This window comes from Bradyrhizobium sp. McL0616 (assembly GCF_049993385.1).
Classification (GTDB): Bacteria; Pseudomonadota; Alphaproteobacteria; order Rhizobiales; family Xanthobacteraceae; genus Bradyrhizobium.
This window is the reverse complement of the sequence record NZ_CP188255.1, coordinates 5720911-5735628: the sequence shown is the minus strand read 5'-3', so window position 1 is coordinate 5735628 and position 14718 is coordinate 5720911. Positions and strand designations below refer to the sequence as shown.

At 58.0% G+C, this 14718-nt stretch carries 13 protein-coding genes; 4 read left to right on the top strand and 9 right to left on the bottom strand.

Annotation, left to right across the window (positions count from 1 at the left end; genetic code table 11):
• Positions 1-17 precede the first annotated feature (17 nt).
• The 3 genes from ACPPVR_RS27940 to ACPPVR_RS27930 are packed head-to-tail and all read right to left on the bottom strand — an operon-like array spanning position 18 to position 2949.
• Positions 18-1196, bottom strand: coding sequence for a pyridoxal-phosphate-dependent aminotransferase family protein (locus ACPPVR_RS27940; RefSeq protein ID WP_426609777.1), 1179 nt, complete (start codon positions 1194-1196; stop codon positions 18-20).
• On the bottom strand, positions 1193-1690 hold the full coding sequence (locus tag ACPPVR_RS27935) for an alpha-IPM isomerase (protein ID WP_426609776.1): 498 nt from the start codon (positions 1688-1690) through the stop codon (positions 1193-1195). The genes ACPPVR_RS27940 and ACPPVR_RS27935 overlap by 4 nt, the downstream gene beginning before the upstream one ends.
• Entirely contained in the window at positions 1687-2949 is a 1263-nt protein-coding gene (locus ACPPVR_RS27930; RefSeq protein WP_426609775.1) for a 3-isopropylmalate dehydratase large subunit, read from the bottom strand. The genes ACPPVR_RS27935 and ACPPVR_RS27930 overlap by 4 nt, the downstream gene beginning before the upstream one ends.
• A 93-nt stretch (positions 2950-3042) precedes the next feature.
• Here ACPPVR_RS27930 and ACPPVR_RS27925 point away from each other — a divergent pair, with 93 nt between their 5' ends.
• Positions 3043-3777 carry an IclR family transcriptional regulator gene (locus ACPPVR_RS27925; protein WP_426609774.1) on the top strand — a complete coding sequence of 245 codons (735 nt, stop codon included), beginning with the start codon at positions 3043-3045 and terminating at the stop codon, positions 3775-3777.
• On the opposite strand, the gene ACPPVR_RS27920 is transcribed toward ACPPVR_RS27925, so the two are convergent.
• Together ACPPVR_RS27920 and ACPPVR_RS27915 are read right to left on the bottom strand one after the other, a co-directional pair.
• Positions 3691-4464 carry a LysR substrate-binding domain-containing protein gene (locus ACPPVR_RS27920; protein WP_426609773.1) on the bottom strand — a complete coding sequence of 258 codons (774 nt, stop codon included), beginning with the start codon at positions 4462-4464 and terminating at the stop codon, positions 3691-3693. The genes ACPPVR_RS27925 and ACPPVR_RS27920 overlap by 87 nt on opposite strands.
• A gap of 3274 nt (positions 4465-7738) precedes the next feature.
• Positions 7739-7909, bottom strand: a complete 171-nt coding sequence (locus ACPPVR_RS27915; RefSeq protein WP_426609772.1) for a hypothetical protein — start codon at positions 7907-7909, stop codon at positions 7739-7741.
• Between the two features lie 19 nt (positions 7910-7928).
• On the opposite strand from ACPPVR_RS27915, the gene ACPPVR_RS27910 reads away from it, so the two are divergent.
• Entirely contained in the window at positions 7929-8183 is a 255-nt protein-coding gene (locus ACPPVR_RS27910) for a hypothetical protein (protein WP_426609771.1), read from the top strand.
• 452 nt (positions 8184-8635) lie between these two features.
• Positions 8636-8773 (top strand): hypothetical protein, encoded by a 138-nt coding sequence (locus tag ACPPVR_RS27905; protein WP_426609770.1) that lies wholly within the window; start codon positions 8636-8638, stop codon positions 8771-8773.
• Positions 8774-9985: 1212 nt separating this feature from the next.
• Here the strand turns inward: ACPPVR_RS27905 and ACPPVR_RS27900 are convergent.
• Positions 9986-10372 carry a hypothetical protein gene (locus ACPPVR_RS27900; protein WP_426609769.1) on the bottom strand — a complete coding sequence of 129 codons (387 nt, stop codon included), beginning with the start codon at positions 10370-10372 and terminating at the stop codon, positions 9986-9988.
• 187 nt (positions 10373-10559) lie between these two features.
• On the opposite strand from ACPPVR_RS27900, the gene ACPPVR_RS27895 reads away from it, so the two are divergent.
• Positions 10560-11366: a hypothetical protein gene (locus ACPPVR_RS27895; protein ID WP_426609768.1), complete on the top strand. Its 807-nt coding sequence runs from the start codon at positions 10560-10562 to the stop codon at positions 11364-11366.
• Here ACPPVR_RS27895 and ACPPVR_RS27890 read toward each other — a convergent pair.
• From ACPPVR_RS27890 to ACPPVR_RS27880, 3 genes are read right to left on the bottom strand one after another with little or no spacing between them, the layout of a single operon-like run.
• Positions 11345-12154 (bottom strand): alpha/beta fold hydrolase, encoded by an 810-nt coding sequence (locus ACPPVR_RS27890; RefSeq protein ID WP_426609767.1) that lies wholly within the window; start codon positions 12152-12154, stop codon positions 11345-11347. The two genes, ACPPVR_RS27895 and ACPPVR_RS27890, sit on opposite strands and share 22 nt — an antisense overlap.
• Positions 12151-13377: an NAD(P)-binding domain-containing protein gene (locus ACPPVR_RS27885; RefSeq protein WP_426609766.1), complete on the bottom strand. Its 1227-nt coding sequence runs from the start codon at positions 13375-13377 to the stop codon at positions 12151-12153. Before ACPPVR_RS27885 ends, ACPPVR_RS27890 begins: the two co-directional genes overlap by 4 nt.
• Positions 13374-14675, bottom strand: a complete 1302-nt coding sequence (locus ACPPVR_RS27880; RefSeq protein WP_426609765.1) for an ATP-grasp domain-containing protein — start codon at positions 14673-14675, stop codon at positions 13374-13376. Before ACPPVR_RS27880 ends, ACPPVR_RS27885 begins: the two co-directional genes overlap by 4 nt.
• Between the last annotated feature and the right edge of the window lie 43 nt (positions 14676-14718).

Below are 14718 nucleotides of genomic sequence, written 5' to 3'. Positions count from 1 at the left end.
GTAGGTTTAGCCGTTGCTCATGTCGTCGCTGCAAGATGCTGAGTGGCCGCCTTAAGCCCTGCACCAGGTTCGATCGGCAAGCCGAGCTTCGCCAGTGCGTCTTCGAGATGCAGAAGGTCGGTCAGAATGGTCCCGGCGCTCAAAGCACCCATCGTGCCAAACCGGATGACTCTGCCGGAAAGACGGTTGCGGGCGCCTGCGATCACCGTGCGGTGATCCTGGTAGAGCTGCCGCACGATGGCTCCGCCTTCGAGCCCGTCAGGGACCTTGAAAACAACGACTGTGCTTGAGCGCGGTCCATCATTGCAAAAATCAGCGAGCCCGAACGCCGCGCCGCCGGCGCGCAGCGCGCCGGAGAGCCGCGTGTGGCGCGCGAGAACGTTGGCGAAGCCCTCTTCGTGCATCATCATCAAGGCTTCGCGCAGGCCATAGACGAGGCTCACCGGTGCTGTGAACGCGGTCTCGTTCTGCTCCGCGGATTTCAGCGCGCGGCGGAAATCCCAATAGAAGACCGATCGTCCCTCGGCCTGCTCGATCACGCGCCACGCCTTGGCGCTGACGCTGGCAAGAGCAAGGCCTGGTGGGCACATCAAGGCCTTTTGCGAGGCCGAGACGACGATGTCGACGCCCCATTCGTCCTGGCGCATCGCGATGCCGCCGAGACCACTCACCGAGTCTACGATAAGCAGCGTTGGCTGGTCGCGCACGAGTGCGCCTAGCGCTGCCAGATCGGCCACGATCCCGGTCGAGCTCTCATTGTGCACGACGACGACGGCCCGATAGGCGTGCTCGCGCAACCGGATGGCCACCGCGGCGACATCGATCGCCTGGCCCCACGCGATGGGGACTGTGTCGACGGTGACATTCATGGCCTTGGCGATTGCGGTGAAGCGCTCGCCGAACTGACCGTGCTCGATCACGAGGATCCTGCTGCCGGGTTCGACCACGTTGACGAGCGCGGCCTCCATCAGGCCGGTCCCGGAACTGGCAAAAAACATGACGCGGTTCGTCGTGCCCAAAATCGGGCGGATCATGTCCTCTGTTTCGCCAATCGCAGTCCGACACTCGGGACCGCGGTGGCTGACCATCACCCGGGCCATCGCCTGCCGCACGCGCTCGGGCACTTCGGTCGGGCCGGGAAGCCGAAGACGATATCCTGTCGAAGCGATGGCGTCTGGCGTGTTTGTGGTCGTCATAGCTTGAAGTCACCATTCTGACGCATGTAGGGAACGAGGCCGCCCGCGCCCAGGATCGCCGTCATGATCGGTGGCAGGGGCTCCGGTCTCAGCGTTTCGCCGGTGCGTTCGTTGCGGATCACGCCTAGGTCGTCGGAGATCAGGATGTCGCCGTCCCGAATGCCGCCGGTCTCACAGACGAGGGGCAACAGGCCGTTGTTGATCGCGTTGCGGTAGTAGGTGCGCGAGAAGCTTCGCGCCATCACCGCCGGAATGCCGGCTCCGAGCACCGTCGTGACGGCAACCTCCATGGCCGAACCGCAACCGAAATTCTTGCCCGCCACCAGGATGTCCCCGGGCTGCACTGAGGCTGCGAACGCCGGGTCGACATGCTCGAACAGGAATTGCTTCAGAACGGCTGGATCGAGGCTCTCGCGCTTGCGGGTCGAGCTGATGATCGAGTCGGTGTTGACGTCATCGCCAACGAGTCGCGCGCGTCCTCGCAAAGCCGTCATCGCAACACCTTGCGAGGATCGGTCACGACACCGCGCGTCGCGGCGGCTGCGCACGCTGCCGGGGAGGCGAGATAGATCGACGCCTTGGCGTTGCCCATGCGGCCCTTGAAGTTGCGGTTGGCGGTCGAGATCACCGAAACGCCATCTGCGGGGATCACCCCGCAGGTCCCGCAGCAGGAGCCACAGCCGGGCTCGACCACGGTCGCGCCGAAGCCGATCAGGGCGTCGAGCGTGCCATCGGCGCTCATGGCGTCGCGGATCTCGCGAGATGCCGGCGTGACGACGAGCTGCACCCCGGGCGCTACGCCTCCACTCGCCTCCAGCACCGCGCGGGCTTGATGGAAGTCGTTGAGTCTTCCGCCCGTGCAGGTGCCGAGATAGACCATCTGTACCGGCGTGCCAGCCGCGTCCTCGACGGCCACGACCTGATCCACCAGATGCGGCAATGCGATCTGCGGCGTCAGTGCGTCGAGGGCGATCTCCACGGTCTGGCTGTAGCGTGCATCCGGATCCGCTGCGGTCGGTTCGAAAGTCTGATCAGTGCGTCCCTTCAAATAAGCCGCGGTTTCCGCGTCAGCCGGGAAAACTCCGCTCTTCGCTCCCATCTCGACCGCGAGGTTGCTGAGGACGAGGCGGTCCTCCAGCGCGAGCGTGGTGACACCCGGCCCCGAGAATTCAAGTGCCTGATACGCGGCGCCGTCCGCGCCGAGCAGGCCGGCGAGCGCCAATGCGACATCCTTCGCATAGACACCGCTCGGCAGCTGTCCGGTCAGGACAACGCGGATCGACTCCGGCACGCGCAGCCAGATTCGGCCGCACAGCATGATCGCGGCGAGATCGGACGAGCCGATCCCGGTCGCAAAGCAATTCAGCGCACCGTATGTGACGGCATGGCTGTCGGCTCCGACGACGAGCCCGCCCGGCAGAGCGCGTCCCGTCTCGACGATGAGCTGATGACCGATGCCTTCGCCGGCCTCATGCAGTGTGATGCCAAACCGCTTGGCGAAGTCGCCCATGATGCTGTGCAGTTCGATCGTCTGCGGGCTCGTTGCCGGAACATAGTGGTCGAGTGCAAAGACAAGTCGGGCGGGGTCGCGGACGTTCTCGCCGCCCATCGCCTTGAAATAATCGAGCGCCATCGGGACCGAACCGTCGGTGCCGAGCGCGCAATCGACCGCGCAGACAACGAGATCCCCCGCGCGGGCCTCCTGCCCGGATTTTCGAGCGAGGATCTTCTCGGAGATCGTGCGCCCGACCATTTCTACCGAACCCCATTGAAAATGGAACGACGTTACGCATAGTGTAACGGTGCTAGACCGAGGTCAACCGAAAATCGATAAGCGGGGATTTCGATGCCCAAGACACAAGGGGTCGCCGCCGTGCAACGCGCGCTGGCGATTTTGGACACCTTCGCAGGAGCCGGGTCGCGCAGCCTGGCCGACATCGCCAAGATCACGGGTTTGGCGAAGCCGACCGTGATGCGCTCGCTCGTGTCGCTGGACGAAGCCAGCTACGTCGTCCGCCTGAGTGACGGTCGCTATGCGCTTGGCGCGAAGACCTTCCAGCTCGGCACCACCTATCGGGCCAATTTCAATCTCGAACAGCATGTGCTGCCGGTCCTTCAGCAGTTAAGTCAGGAGACCTTGGAGAGCAGCGCGTTCCACGTGCGTGAACGCGACAGCCGGCTCTGCCTATTTCGGGTGGATTCGCCGCAACTCGTACGCGACGTCGCACGGCTCACAAACCTCGCGCCGCTCGATTTGACCTCGACGGGACAGGTGCTGAGGACGGCTCGTTGGGAAGACCGAATGGATGACGGCGTGCACGTCTTCGTCAGTTCCGGTGTCTACGACGCGGTGACGGCCTCCCTGTCTACCGCCGTCTTCGGCCATGACGGAGCGCTGGCAGGTGCCGTGACCGTGAGTGGCCCGGTCGAACGTATCCGTCGATCCGATCTTCAGGCGCTGGCATCGCGCCTCATCGACGCATCGCATCGGCTCTCACTTGTGCTCGGTGCGCCATTGCCGCGGGAGGTCGGCGAGCCGCGGATCATCAGCCTGCCATCGGCCGAAGCAGTCTCTCCCTAACGCCGCCCGGTCCGGGACCACAATTCGCCGAATATGGCGAGACGCGGAAGCACGCGATCGGAACTCTCGGAACACCACACGACGGTAGTCGAAGGGGGCAGGCGCTTTAACCCGCGTTGACGCTTGGTTGCAATTGCGTCTCATGTACCGTTGAGCGCAGAACCCGCACGAATTCTGTCCGGATCGCGGTCGGCTCCAGATCGCGCGGTGACAGCAGCCAGACATCGCGATTCGAGTTCGGCACGGCCTTTGGCAGGATACAAAGGCCCGCAATGGCGTCGTCGATCCCATGGGTGCTGCGGGTGGTGATCGCCAGGAATTCGTCTGAAACAGCAATGAGCGAACCAGCGAAAATTCCGGCGTCGTCACCACTGCCGGCGGCGGAGCCATGCCCTCAAGCTCGAACATCGTCGCCATCCGTGCGGCGGCGCCAGTGCCGGGCCGGGCTCCGATCCAGGGATATGATGCCAGCGTCTTTCCATCGAGATTGGTTTCGCGGGCCAGTGGATGCTCCGGTTCGCAGACGACGCACAACTCACTCGCGAACAGCTTCTCGGACTTGAACTTGCGCGGGATGTCCGGCCGTGCGGTGGTGCAGAGGTAATCCAGTCGCCCGGTACGCAGATGCTCGAGCATGTCCTCGTAATGATCCTGCTTCACCACGAAGACTGATGCCGGGAAATGCATGAACGCATTTCTGGATGGTCGCCGGCAGCAGTACGGAGGCGGAGACGCGAACACAGCCGACTGCGATCGTGACTTGCAACTGGCCATTGAGCGCACTCAAAGGATTGCGATCTCGTGGCCGAGATCGTCGAGCGAGCCACCCTTCGAGCGCGCGAAGGCCAAGCGTCACAGCAGGCTGGCTCTGCGGCAGACGCTATGCGGCTTTGCGCAGGCTCAACCCTCCCGAGACGAGCGTCAATAGGCGCGCGTGCCGAGGATTAGTTCCGCAATAACGCTTCTTCTGCGTCCCGTAGAAATCCTTACTCTCCATCAAAAAACGAGAATTCTTTAACTTGCCTGGAGACCTCAGCAATGAGTTCCGCATCCCAGAAATCCTTGAGATCGATATGAGGGAAGGGTTGAGAATGCTGATAGGCCATAGCAAATGTTTTGCCATCCAGTGCAAAATTTAATCGTACAACATTTGATCGCATTAGTATGCTTTTGCCCCTGCCGGTATCGTCGTTTAGTAATTGTTTTGGTTGAATGTGGGCACGCCTTATGACAAGTGGCGGCACACCCGTCGAAGGCGAATTAAATATTTAAGATTAAGTGCAGTTATTGGGACGCCTCAAAGAAAGTTGGTTTTGCCCCAGCGCCCTATGCGCTTCGCAGGTGGCTCGGCTCTGCCGGTCCAGCCGGTGGTCCCGCGCGCGAAGTTGCCGGTTCCCCAAGGTACGGTTACGTTGGAAATTGCGGTCGGCATGCCGCCCAGAAGCTGGAATGCTTTTAAGCAGTGGGGATTTGATGGTGGTGCTGGCTGAGCCCAAAGAGAGATCAGAAGTGCAGAAGAAAAATGAAAGAGGCCGCCCTGGGGCCGGTCTTACTCATCCCAAATACGCTCACCGCAATCACATTCGAACGCTCGAATGACTTCTTGTCTATCTGGGAAGTGCACAGTTCTAATTAACTTTAGCGAGGCGCCGCAAACGCGGCATTCTCGGTTTGAATCGCTTTCGGCTTCTCCGATCTTCTCAGCCCTGAACATGTCCATAAGGACCCCCAAAACTTCATAATCGGAGTTTTTGTAGCATAAGGTTTGTAACCGTGGTCGAATTTCGGCCAAGATAATCTGGCCACTATTAATTTGAGATTGGGCCGGGGGCTGAAACCGGCCAGCACCACGCATCGTCGGAGGCTGAAGCGGTAAGGGGGCATCAATCGGGTATGCGTTAAGGTTGAGTATTGCGGGTCGGTGATCAGGACCGAGATGGTATTTTGCATTGCGGGAGAGGGACCGGCGAGGTGCTATATCAACTGTACGGTTGAAGCGTAGTTTCTCGATCAACGTCGTCGCGGCGCGGCCGCGTAGGTTGACTGCATTCGGGAAATTTTCGAAGGGCAAAACAGCCCCAACTCGGTGAGGGGCAGACGCGTGCTGCGGCTAGTGTCGAATGTTTGACGACGTTCACGTAGACGAAGACGGCCATTTCAGCTCGCGCCGGCTCGGTAGAGTTCTTGTGCCTCAGGTTGAACTGCGGGCCTCACCAAACGATCGGGAGGAACTTCATCCCGTGCCGAAGCAATTCTTCTCTTAAGCGCTCGGCATGCTCCTTGGCCGCAATCCCGACCAGTCGATCTTGTCTCCAAGGGCCTTATCCGCGTCAACTTGACTGCGAATGTTTTCGTATAGTTGCAGAATGCTCGTGTCGCTCAGGTGCTTAAAGTTCGCGACTTGGAACACTTCCGCTGGGCGGTCGCTACTGTTTTTCCGCATGTCGGCAAGAAGGTCTTCGATCGATTTCTTGTTCGTAGTCTCCCGATCGCCTCAAGTTACGGAGCCGCCGCTCAAGCATGGCTCTAGCGGCGGCCTGGCCATGGCGATCACGGACCGACGTTCGGTGCGGCTTTGTCGATTTCGTAAGACTACTGCCTGGGTTCATCTGGAAAATCGAAACTCAGAAGTATCAGGGCGACAGCTCCGACTATCAAGAGCACAATGCTCAGCGCCGCGACGCCATAGGGCCACACGATTGAACTCCGTTGAGAGAAACGAAGCCGACGCGCCGAATATGATGGCGCGCCGGCTTCGCCAAGGTGGACCCGGACGGGGCAATTGTCCGGTTAGTGACACCGTATTTCAGGCAACCGGCCGGCGCCACAGAACTCCGAAATTAAGCTTGAGTAGTAGGGTAAATGAGAGCGCGCGCGGATCGCGAACGTTCGCGGACCTGTTTATGTTCGGTGAAAATTCGACGGCGCGCTGTTTGAGAGAAACTCACGCTTCAAATCCGGGGCGCGAGGCCTGTTCTGATCCGCTTCTTGCGGGCGACTTTCTTCGGTACCTCCTCCGCCCGGCTCTTGGTCCGATGGCCTGTTACAGTTCGCCGGCGTCATTGCTACAAATGAGGCGGACGTGGGTGTGAGCTTTGGATTTTGGATCATTGCGCCATCGGAACGCGTGCGAGTCACCGCGCGTGGCGGTGTGGACGATCGAGAATCAAAGAGGCCCACCAATTGAGGCGGCCTGTTCGTCGAAGAGGGCTCAGAATAGCTTATACACGAGAGCTGTCGAATGATGCCCAATGCAAACGCTGCAATTTTGAAAATGAGGACTGCAGTCAAGCTGTGCCTCCATCATCCGGATAATCTGAATCCTGCGCTTTTGGTCGGCGCGGGCAAGTAACATCAGATTCCATTTGCGAGGCCCTAGCTCTGGCCAAAGGCTTGGGCTGTTCCTTGTAGGACGCAAAAACGCCGCCTGCTTAAAACGATCGGCAGGCGGCGGCTTCCAGCCCCGGGAGGGAAATGACAAAATCCCGATAGTTGTTTGTCCGCGCGATCGTGAAAATGTTCATTCGACCGATTGACGACGCTGGTGGCGCATCGAGAGTTTGGTAACGGCTGGGTTGTTGTAGACAGCGAGGCGGCCTGCCTGAAGGCCCCGGTCTCTCCCGGCCCGGGATTGGAGCTTTTCGTTTCGATGTAGAAACGCCGCCGGCCTATCGCATTGCGGGTGGCGCCTTTCCCGCCTCGGGTGGGTTTGCAAAACCCCATAGGTTACACCTCGCACAAGTTGTGCACCCGTGTTGTGTCGCGTATTGCGGCGCCGGGCGACCTTTCGGCCTGGAAACCATTCACGGCGCCATGCGAACTGTCGTCATGGGCGAGGAAACAGCGAAATATCTAGCGCTCGCGGTAGAATGCCGAAGTCGCGCCGCCAATGCACGTAGTCCTGCAGATCAACAAGCTTGGCTGGCGCTCGCCGAGGAATGGCGTACGCTCGCGCGCGTCGCTACCGGGAATGCATCCGACCAACCGCAACAATGAGGTCAGGGCGTTCCAGAACTTCCACCAGTTGGTCGAGAATGGCGCGTTCGTTATTGCGCGGCTGGGGTTTCAGATACTCCTCCAAAATACGCTGCGCATCGCTGACGGCTTGAAGAGCCAGTTCTTCGTCATGCATGGAGTCGGACTCCGCTATAATGAACAAGAATACATCATTAACTGAAGAGTTCCAATTGAAAATTAAAGCCGGAATTTATTGTTCGTTAGGTACGCTGCACCATCAGCTCTTCCCTCGGACGCAGACGCCTCACCCCGTAAAACCCGAGCAAGAAGCGAATAGCCAAGAACGCCCGTGTGGCTACAGCCGCGCCGAACAGCCCGCGCCGGGCAACGCGGAGGCTGCTATTGGGATGCCAAAGGGCAGGGTCGTCTGGAGTACCAAAGCAACGTAGGGCAAGTGGAGAGGTTCCTCAGGCGCGCGCCGCCCAGCAAACGGTGGGTTGCCGCCGTTGATCCTTTGACCCGTCGCGACTCAGAAGTACCCTTCCCCAGCGTAATTCTGTGCTCTGTAGGGGCGAGCATATCGCGTGTCCGACTGTATCGCCCGGCGCGTCTCTGGCTTGAGCCAGAAGAGCGTGATGCGGAAGGACGGCTCGTCCGTTACGCTACTTGGGTCGCCCTGCCTTGCTGAATGAGATTGAGGGAACGCCTTGCTTCGCCACGTTCACCCGCGGAAGACAGCCCAGGCTCGGAGGAAGCTCCCGGGATAGGGCCGATCGCCCCGTCGGCTCGGCGGCGCGCCAGCAGAGTTTAACCCTGACCGAAGTTCTACGTTCCTATTAGTGGCAAACCACTGCATAGTTTCCCGGTTTCAGCTTCCCGTTTTTCCGATGAGGTTCTTGCCATGTCGAACAGCGTCGAAGATCTGCAGATGCTGCGTCTGATCAAAGCCTTCCGAAAAATATCCGACCGGGACGTGCGGCGCATGGTCGTGCTGTTCGCGGAGGAGCAGGCGGAGAAGCAACAGGCGAAGTCGCGGTGAGGGCTTGAGCCACCGGAGCGCTAGCGCGCTAGCAGATTCTTGCTCAGCAGCATCAGCTTCACATGAGTTCCACCTTCGTGTTTCGACCGCCGGCTGCGCTCGATTGCGAATTTGAGACCTGGCTGGACTCGCCGCCGCAGGGTGCAGGCCCAAACGCTTGATAGAACGACCATCAGCGGATCGCGATCAGCGAGACCAACCCGAGACGAAAATGAAAAATAATCTGGTGCCCCGATGGGGCTTAGCAGCGCTTCGAGTTGCGAGATCGTACTTCGTTCGCATTCGATCGGCGATCTCTTCGACGCGGCGTTGGAGGCCGGTCGAGTTTCTGGGCGCGGGTAAGACAATGAGCTGCCACCCAAAGGCGTGATCGCAACGCGCGGTTAAGATGCAAGGCACCTGCTGACCTTAGCAAGCACGACACTTTGCATCAATCCCGGCAACGGATGAGGGGCGACGGTTCGGTCGCTTCGAAAACGGCGTTGAATTTGTTGAGCGCGCCACCCGGACATGGTGTGAATTGCGCGATTCACCGCATCGAGGGCGGGGCGATCGATGGTGACAACGTGTCTTGGCGAAGCTACGTCGCGTAGATACGCTATCGAGCCCGCTCTCCTCGATTAGCTACTTTACGCGCACCATTAGGCTCACTAAAAGCGTCGTATTCAGGGCTGCAAGCTGTTCAGGCAATGCGATCCCCCGCTTTAGCTTAGGAAGTAGGGTTCCGGACAGATCTTGAGCGCCAAGGAACTGTTGCGAGTCTTCGCCTAAAACTATTCGTAGTTTGCCGCCCTAGCACTTTCTCGACGCGCCTGGTTGCGTAAGCTAAAATGGAGCAGGTAAACTTGACGGACAGCTGCGTTCTGCAGGGTAATGGAAATGCGGACTTTCGGAATTTGGGTATCTGGGTTGCTTGCCAGTGCAATTGTCGGAGGTGTTATCGGAGGAATCTTGGACGAACCTTACAGCTTTGACCGGGGAACGCTTGGAGTGTTTGCTGGAATGTCAGCGTTCGCCTGCGTACGCCTATCGTTCAGGTGGCGAGACCAAAATTCAGGTCAAGAGCCGCACGTCTGAAGCATCTCAGGGCCGCTGGACTAAACTAATTTCATCAAGGCGAGCGTATCATCAAAATCGGGCAACATCAGCAGCACGTTTAGGAATCGCAAAGCGTACGGGCCAAGTTCTTTCTCGCCAAGGCAAAGGTTGGTTTCAACTGAAACCGTGGATGCAAACGTGCTCCTTGTGAGAACCAGCCGGAGATGTCACCATTGATTCCGCGATTACCGAAGGAATGTCCGGATTCTTGAACGATACCGAGAACGTAAAGTCGGGCTTGTCTTCGGCCCACTGGAATAGTGTTTCTTTGTTTGGTGTATCTTCGCGGATCAGAATGAAGCCAGCCCGCTTCGCGGAAGGAACCAATTCGGGAAAGGGGGCGCGCCGGGTCACGAGCGCGAAATATCTCATTTGCCTGGCAACATTTATCGCGCGCTCGATCATAGCCGCCAGCGAGATATCTGCGTGAGGCACCGCGGCGACCTGCTTTTGCAGCGACGAGACAACGTTTGCCTCCGATGCAGATACCCTTGCGCTCACGCATATCATGATTTGAAATTCTCACGGCTGCTCCAAATCAACCAAATCCCTAGTGACTAGTTCCAGACAATAATTTCGCCAAGGCGGCTGGATAGACTGTCGTGTATTGGAAATGCAGGGTTCTACCGGACGCGTCCTTCCCCCGAGTTCATGCCAGGCGACAACGGGATCGCTTGAGCGACAGCGCTTGCTTGCAAAAGTCAATTTTAGCAATGTAGTTTTGGGAAAACTGGTCACCGAGCGCGTGGCGCTCATTTTTGAGGCAGGTTGGCTGATCGTGCTGATTGTCAGAATGATCGAAAAATCCATCGCGAAGCGGGGGCTTCTGCCTACACTTGTCTATGCGGCACGGTGGCCGCTGATTGTGTACGGTGAGCGCCAAAGCCTGTTGAAGCGAAATACAATGCAGTCGCAATTCGACGACAGGCACGGCACCGACACGGCCGGCATAATTCCACTCAGCTCGTTTTCCGTTCAGAATCCCGTCTGGGTGCACGGCGTTAGGTACGCTCCGACGAGTCAGGAAGGATTTGAGCGTTCCCTTTCGATGCTGAGCTTTGATCGCGAACGATACAAAGAGTTCGCTTTTGTCGATGTAGGTTCGGGCAAAGGCGCCACGTTGCTATACGCGTCGGATTTGGGTTTCAAGGCCGTATACGGCATCGAGCTCGTGAAGGAACTACACGACATCGCAGCTAGGAATATATCGCTGTATCCCACTGCCCGCAATGTTGGCCAGTCGATATGTGCAAGCGCAACGGATTTCCGAATGCCGGAACCGCCGTTAGTAGTTTTTGCAAACTACCCCTTTTCGTCAAAGGAGCTGATGGACGACGTCGTGCGAAATATCGCTGCAAGCGGCGAGGGGCGGAAGTATCTTGTCGCCGACAATTTTCCCTACGATCCCGCGGCCCTGCCCAGCGCGCGACTTCGCTTGATCGGAAGTTTGCAAACCAGTGCCGGCAACCATAATTATGCGTTTGAGGTACTGTGACTCCATTCTCGCGAGGCGTTGGCGAGGGCCCTGCGTAGAGAATCCACATTTTCGGCTTCGAATAATGTGTCGTGGGATCCCTCGATCTCGTACACGACAAGGTTTGGACATCGAGCTTGCCACATTGCATCGCTGCCCAAATGATCTCGGGTTCGAAGCAGCGCGGTGCGAATCGAGAGGGCTGTGGGGTCTTCGTCGATTTTGGCGAGCCAAGGAGCGCACTCCCGGGCCATCATGCGAATATTCAGCTCTCGTTTCAGGATCGGATCAATCTCAAAAATGTAGACTGCCCAGCGCAATCTGCGTGCCTGTCTGAGTACGGCTGGTAAAATATCTCCTGCCGCACGGAACACAGCCCGCCAGAATTTTGAACGACACAGTATCTGGAGCTCGCCAAATTTCCGGCGCTTGAGCGTCCCACGGAATTCTGCAAGCGCGCGATTCCTCCAGCCCGGGGTTGGCGCGGCTGTCGTGACCATAAAGGAGTCGATGGCACATAGGCCCTCAATGTCTCGGCCCCGCGCCTGAAGATCCAGAGCGACGAGATAGCCAAAATGCCCGCCCATGGAAATGCCGACGATTCGAATAGGGCCCGAGGGGACACGAGACTCTATCTCCGCAGCCAACTCGGATACGATACGTTCGGGCCGGAATCCCGGACTCACGTATCGCTTCCAGCCGGGATAATCGATGGTTTCGATGCGCATTCCATCTTCCGGCGAAGCCTTCAGTTGGGCAATATCTGGGAAGCCTCCACCAGAGCCCGGCAAGAGCACGATGCAAGTCATGAGGTCGCCGACGCCTTCGAGCGTACTGGGACTGACTGTCGAGAGAAAAGGCGTGACGTTAGTGTACGCGCGGTAAAGTCTGCGCCTGCCACGAAACGGAACAAGGGGCCAAAGCTCATCGAAGACGCTGGCCCAACGAAGAAGAGCCCCGGGATTGAGGAGCAGAAAGAGCCGTCGAGTCGTGGCTGCCGGTACACGCACTGAACCTTACTTCTAAGGTCCGGATCAAGGAAATGCAGACGTTGCATATCAATGTCGTAACCGCTTCCGGCAATGACATGATCAAACTTCAATTCGCGGTTGTTTGTTCCTGATGGACCCGACACCTCGAGGGCCACCTGACTGCCAACCTCGCGTGCCTTGATCACAGTCGTTGCCAGATTAATTTGAACGCGATCCTCGACGCGGTCTCGGAGCCACCAAGCCCCCTCAGGCGGAAGATAGTTTCTCGTTAGCCAAAGCCGGCTTTCGTCAGGAAGTCGTTGCAGCGCGCCTGGGAGGTTGACTAGGGCCCAGGCTTTCGGCCCTACGCCAAGGTCTGAGATCGGCTTTCGTATTCGATCCCACAAATTGCGGCTGGAAGATACCTTGGTATGCCATCGAATTCCGTCTTCACGAACCAGTAGTTCCGGCGAGGCCCCGGCTTCGTGTAACAATGCCGCCGCTTCAAGTGCGGACTGGCCAGCCCCTATCACAGCGACATGCTGTCCGGCGAAACGATCGAAACGGTTGATTTCGGACGTGTGGCTGGCGAGAGCCGGAGGCAGCGGGGCCAATACTGATGGCATGCTTGCGTAGTGAGAGAGGCCGGTTGCGACAACCACGTGAGTAGCGCTGGTTCGTTCTCCACTAGATAAAGTGATCGCAAAACGATCGGCCTTTCTCTCGACACTTACAATGTCCACGCGCTCGACCCACGGTACATTGTGTCGCTGAAACCATTTTCCATAGTTTGCGAAATTCGCCATGGAGCAAGGATCAAACGTCTCCAGACCGCGAGGCGCGTTATAGTCGACAAGATTGAAGCCCGGTTCCGGTGACGACAAATTGGTTGCAAAGCAAAATGACTTCAGGAACCGCTCGCCGGCGGCATCAGCAATTTTCGACCAGAACTGCATTGGTTCGCCAAAAATGCGATGGTCGACATTCCGTACTCCCAAATGAGCGGCGAGGGACAAACCATATGGTCCCGCACCTATGATGACTATGTTGTTTGTGCTCAATTGTGCGTCTTTGCAGCGGTTTGGGTTGGCAATATTTGAACGCGTTTTGTGGAACGCAGGAAACGTGGCATTGCTCGCAAGCCCAAATATATCTCGGAAATAAGATGAACGATTCCAGGCCATACGTCGCGACTGTCAACGGCAAAATCAACTGCGCGGCCGTTTCGCTCCTTCCACGCTTTCCAGTATGATCGATCCCGCTGCGATATGCGCAATGTGAGGATCCGCGCCAGAAGCAAAGCCCCCAGCGTAAATCGATCGTAGAAAGCGATTTCCGCTTCGCTCTCTGCCGCATTCGCTTCATCAATGGCGTTTTTGAGCGCGGTCGTGTCACGGATTGCGTCGAGATAGGCAAAGAGCGGGGTCGGGGATCCCCGGCAGATGTCCAGCCCCACCTGGCTGAACAAGCGAGGGTTGAAATCGATGATGTTCCAGCGTCCCTCGAACCACAATACCTCGACCTCGAAGATACCGAAGTATTTCAGCTCGCGGCAAAGACGCCGCACCTCGTTGGATAGCGAAACGTTTGCCGGACGAGACTCGAAGCAAACTCCCACTCCGACGGGCTCGGATCGTTGCAGCACCTTGACCGCATGTCGCGTCACGAAAAATTCGGCAGTGCGATCGACAAAGCCACTTATTGAATGCACACTTTGACTGGCGTCCCCGACAAAGCGCTGCAAAAGAACATTCTTCTCTGCGAGAAGCCGTTTCGTTCCGCTCGAGTTGTGCTCGATAAAGGACTGATAGTACCGCTTCAACGCCTCTTCTGTGTAAACAACTACCCCCTTGTCATTACGGATTCGATGCACCTGAGTGCGCGGCTTGATAAGTATGGGATATGGAAGCGTCGGCGCGAGCTCGGTCAGTTCGTTTATGTCCTGGGGAAACCAGCTTTGTAGGATAGACATCCCGGCGGCCGCCGCAGCCTCGGCGAGAAGTTTTTTATCAAGTATTCTGCGCATCGTCTGGAGGGACGGTTGGTAAAGCAGAAAATATGGCGCGAGCTGAGCTTGGTTTTCGGCGTACAGCCAAGCTGTGCGGTCTGAGGTTGCCAGCAGGAGGTGGCCAGGCTCGGCTTTTCCTATTCGAAGCAGCTGCTGGAGAAAGCGCTGTTCGTCTGCTTCAGAAGCAATCGAATACGATCTTGAGGTGTAGCGCGACCAAGCAGCAGCAGAAAGTGCGCGGCTTGATAGAACTCGAACATCCGCTCCAGCCGCGCCGAGATTACGGACGGCGGCGATCGTGCCGCCCGCGGCGGCAGAAGCGAGAAATATTGCAATTCTTGACTTTACCACCCTTGGGACGCCAGTTTACGAAGCATCGCAGTAATAAAATATG